At 46.8% G+C, this 3,794-nt stretch carries 4 protein-coding genes; all 4 read left to right on the forward strand.

Going from position 1 to position 3,794, the window contains the following annotated elements; all coding sequences use genetic code 11:
• Positions 1 to 91: 91 nt before the first annotated feature.
• Complete coding sequence (locus PX636_RS09010) at positions 92 to 589, forward strand: VOC family protein (protein ID WP_012265995.1); 498 nt, start codon at positions 92 to 94, stop codon at positions 587 to 589.
• A gap of 130 nt (positions 590 to 719) precedes the next feature.
• The gene (gene glpX, locus PX636_RS09015) at positions 720 to 1,757 is read left to right on the forward strand and encodes a class II fructose-bisphosphatase (protein WP_002756310.1); all 1,038 of its coding nucleotides are present in this window, start codon (positions 720 to 722) and stop codon (positions 1,755 to 1,757) included.
• A gap of 184 nt (positions 1,758 to 1,941) precedes the next feature.
• Positions 1,942 to 3,228: a glutamyl-tRNA reductase gene (locus PX636_RS09020; RefSeq protein WP_288116808.1), complete on the forward strand. Its 1,287-nt coding sequence runs from the start codon at positions 1,942 to 1,944 to the stop codon at positions 3,226 to 3,228.
• A 330-nt stretch (positions 3,229 to 3,558) separates the two neighbouring features.
• Positions 3,559 to 3,794: DUF262 domain-containing protein (locus PX636_RS09025; protein WP_288116809.1), on the forward strand; the 236-nt coding region annotated here is incomplete at its 3' end.

A 3,794-nucleotide genomic window follows, 5' to 3' on the forward strand; every position in this document is an offset into this window, starting at 1 on the left:
CCCACACCCGACACCCCACACCCCACACCCGACACCCCACACCCGACACCCGACACCCCACTTCCCCACTTCATAATTCTTTCTCCTGAAAATGCACCATGCTTCTATCCGCACCGCTAATATCCATCGAGCGATCGCTTTTTACCAACTTCTCGGTTTTACCCTCGAGGAAAGATTCACCACGGGTTATACTTTGGCCTGTTGGCTAACGGGGTTAAACGGACGCATTGAATTAATCCAAATTCCTCAACCGCAACCCGCCCCCGATGCCTTTAGCGATCAGCATTATGTCGGTTATTATCACTTGTCTTTTGACCTAACAGAAAATGTCAGCAATTTACCAGAATGGTTAGAAAAATTAACAAATAACTTTCAGCAAGCCCATCAAGAGGATGCCGATTTATATCAACCTTTAAACATTCTTTTGCCCCCCCAACAACAGATGATCGGGGATCACGTCTATGAAGTCACCTTTATTGCCGACACAGACGGTTTACCCCTAGAATTTATCCGTCGTTTAACGCCGAAATCAGCGATCCAGGTCTCAATAACGGAGATGGAGGCGACAGTGCCAGCAAAAACTCCCTAGCTATACCAGTCTCCTCCAGATGATCTACATAAAAACTTAAGAATGATCCCCGTCTGGTGATAGACTTTTGACTGTTAAGGAAACAAACTCACTAGATAAATCATAGATCAGCTGTAGGGAGGATCATCGAGTGGAAAGTACGCTAGGGTTAGAAATTATCGAAGTGGTCGAACAGGCTGCCATTGCCTCCTCGAAGTGGATGGGTAAAGGCGAAAAAAATATCGCCGATCACGTCGCTGTAGAAGCGATGCGCGAACGGATGAATAAAATTCATATGCGCGGTCGCATCGTTATTGGAGAAGGGGAAAGAGACGAAGCTCCCATGCTCTATATTGGCGAAGAAGTGGGTATCTGTACCCAAGTTGATGCCAAACAATATTGTAATCCCGACGAATTAGTCGAAATCGATATCGCCGTCGATCCCTGCGAAGGCACTAACTTGGTCGCCTACGGTCAAAATGGTTCTATGGCCGTGTTAGCTATCTCCGAAAAAGGTGGGTTATTCGCCGCTCCTGACTTTTATATGAAAAAATTAGCCGCTCCCCCAGCAGCTAAAGGTCATGTGGATATTAATAAATCGGCGACGGAAAACCTGAAAGTCCTTTCCGATTGTCTCAATCGTTCGATCGAAGAACTGGTGGTAGTAGTTATGGATCGTCCCCGTCACAAGGAATTAATCCAAGAAATCCGCAACGCCGGGGCCAGAGTTCGTCTGATCAGCGATGGTGACGTATCGGCCGCTATTTCCTGCGCTTTTTCGGGAACTAATATTCATGCTCTCATGGGTATCGGTGCCGCTCCGGAAGGGGTAATCTCGGCGGCGGCTATGCGTTGTCTAGGCGGTCACTTCCAGGGACAATTAATCTATGATCCCGAAGTGGTCAAAACCGGTTTAATCGGCGAAAGCAGAGAGGGTAATCTCGCTCGTCTGCAAGAAATGGGCATCACTAATCCCGATCGCGTTTACGGTTGCGAAGAATTAGCCAGTGGCGAAACCGTCCTCTTTGCCGCCTGTGGGATCACCCCCGGCACCCTGATGGAAGGGGTCCGCTTCTTCCATGGTGGCGCTCGTACCCAAAGCTTGGTGATCTCCACCCAATCGAAAACCGCTCGCTTTGTCGATACCGTTCACCTGTTCGACCAACCCAAATACATTCAACTGAGATAATTCTCTGACCCGGTGGGGTGGGCATGGCTCACCTCGCCCCCATTGGTAAAAATATATAAAGTTTTTTTTCAAACATCTTTTATTTGCATCCCGATTGGGACTAAATTGCAACAATTAGAGACATAACGCACTGATCTTTATCAATAATTTTTGTAGCCTGAGCAACATTTGTAGGAGAACATAAATGAATATTGCTGTAGTGGGCTTGAGTCACAAGACAGCCCCTGTGGAAATTCGCGAAAAATTGAGTATCCCGGAAGCGAAAATCGAGTCCGCCCTTACCCACCTCAAGGGTTATCCCCACATCCAAGAGGTGGCGATTATCAGCACCTGTAACCGTTTGGAGATCTACGCCGTGGTTACGGATACGGAAAAGGGCGTGGTGGAAATTACCCAGTTTCTCGCTGAAATCGGGCATATTCCCCTTAATGTCCTGCGTCGTTACCTGTTTACCCTGCTGCATCAGGATGCTGTCCGTCATCTGCTGCGGGTGTCGGCTGGTTTAGAAAGTCTTGTCCTCGGTGAAGGGCAAATTCTCGCTCAAGTTAAAAATACCCATAAATTAGCCCAGAAGTACAATACTATTAGCCAGTTACTCGATCGCCTGTTTAAACAAGCGATGACTGCCGGTAAACGCGTCCGCACGGAAACCAGCATCGGCACGGGAGCCGTATCGATCAGTTCGGCAGCGGTGGAGTTAGCCCATGCTAAGGTGACAGACCTCAGCAGCAAGAAAATCGCTATTATCGGGGCAGGGAAAATGTCCCGATTATTAGTTACGCACCTTCTGGCTAAGGGTTCTCAGCAAATTGCGATCATCAATCGCTCCCAAAGACGGGCCCAGGAGTTGGCCCGTGAATTTCCTCACCTACCGCTGCAACTATATGGCTTAGAAGAGATGATGACTACCGTAGCGGCATCGGATATCGTCTTTACCAGTACCGGAGCCACGGAACCAATTTTAACTAAAACTTTATTGACAGAAGTGACGATTTCTGCTAACTCGCTGATGTTAATCGATATTTCTGTTCCCCGCAACGTCCATACCGACGTGAAGGAATTGGCACAAGTGCAAGCTTTTAACGTCGATGATCTCAAAGCGGTGGTTGCCGCCAATCAGGAAAGTCGCCGTCAGATGGCCAGGGAAGCAGAGGCACTCCTAGAGCAGGAAGTGGAAGCTTTCGAGCTTTGGTGGCGTTCTTTGGACACTGTACCGACAATTAGCTGTTTAAGAAGCAAAATTGAAGATATTCGCGAACAGGAATTAGAAAAAGCCCTCTCCCGTCTGGGGACGGAATTCGCCGAAAAACACCAAGAAGTTATCGAAGCAATGACCCGCGGTATCGTTAATAAAATCCTTCACGAACCCATGGTACAACTGCGGGCCCAACAGGATATCGAAGCGCGTAAGCGCTGTTTACAGTCCCTGCAAATGCTCTTTAATCTCAGTGTCGGAGAAGAATATAGTTAGGGACTGGTAATCCACAAAAATTAAGGGCGATTCTATGGGTCTGTTAAGGTGATTTTGAGGGATTGGGGGCGAATAATTTGGCAGCATTCCCCTATCCACAATTTCAAGATTGACAGACCAATAGACTTTTGGCTGTAGAAAGGCGGTAATTATGCCCAAATTGAGGGGGTGTTAAAGCGATGGAAGTGGGATAGAGGAGGGTATGGGAACGCAGGGAGCGATATAATTGATAGTTAGACTGTTAAAAACTGAGTTCTCTCTTTCACAGATTTGTCATCAATTTCATTGTTAGCTCGTTATACTTGGAAAAGCATACTAAGCCTGAGTAATATGGAAAACCTTGCAGAAAAAGTAGCCTTACTCGAAAAAGCAGTCTCAGATGAGAGAAAAAGGCTGTCGTCTGATAGACTTGACATTTCTTTTGGGGAGTTGATCAACCTATACAAAAATGGTGAATTAATAATTAGACCAGAGTATCAGAGATTATTCCGATGGTCAGAAGCACAAAAAACTGCACTTATAGAATCAATTCTACTCTCGATTCCAATTCCTCCAATATTTGTGGC

It is taken from the genome of Microcystis sp. M53598_WE2 (genome assembly GCF_030067735.1).
GTDB lineage: Bacteria > Cyanobacteriota > Cyanobacteriia > Cyanobacteriales > Microcystaceae > Microcystis > Microcystis aeruginosa.

Coding starts and splice junctions, on each gene's coding strand:
- PX636_RS09010 (WP_012265995.1), top strand. CDS start 92: ATGCACCATGCTTCTATCCGCACCGCTAATATCCATCGAGCGATCGCT.
- PX636_RS09020 (WP_288116808.1), top strand. CDS start 1,942: ATGAATATTGCTGTAGTGGGCTTGAGTCACAAGACAGCCCCTGTGGAA.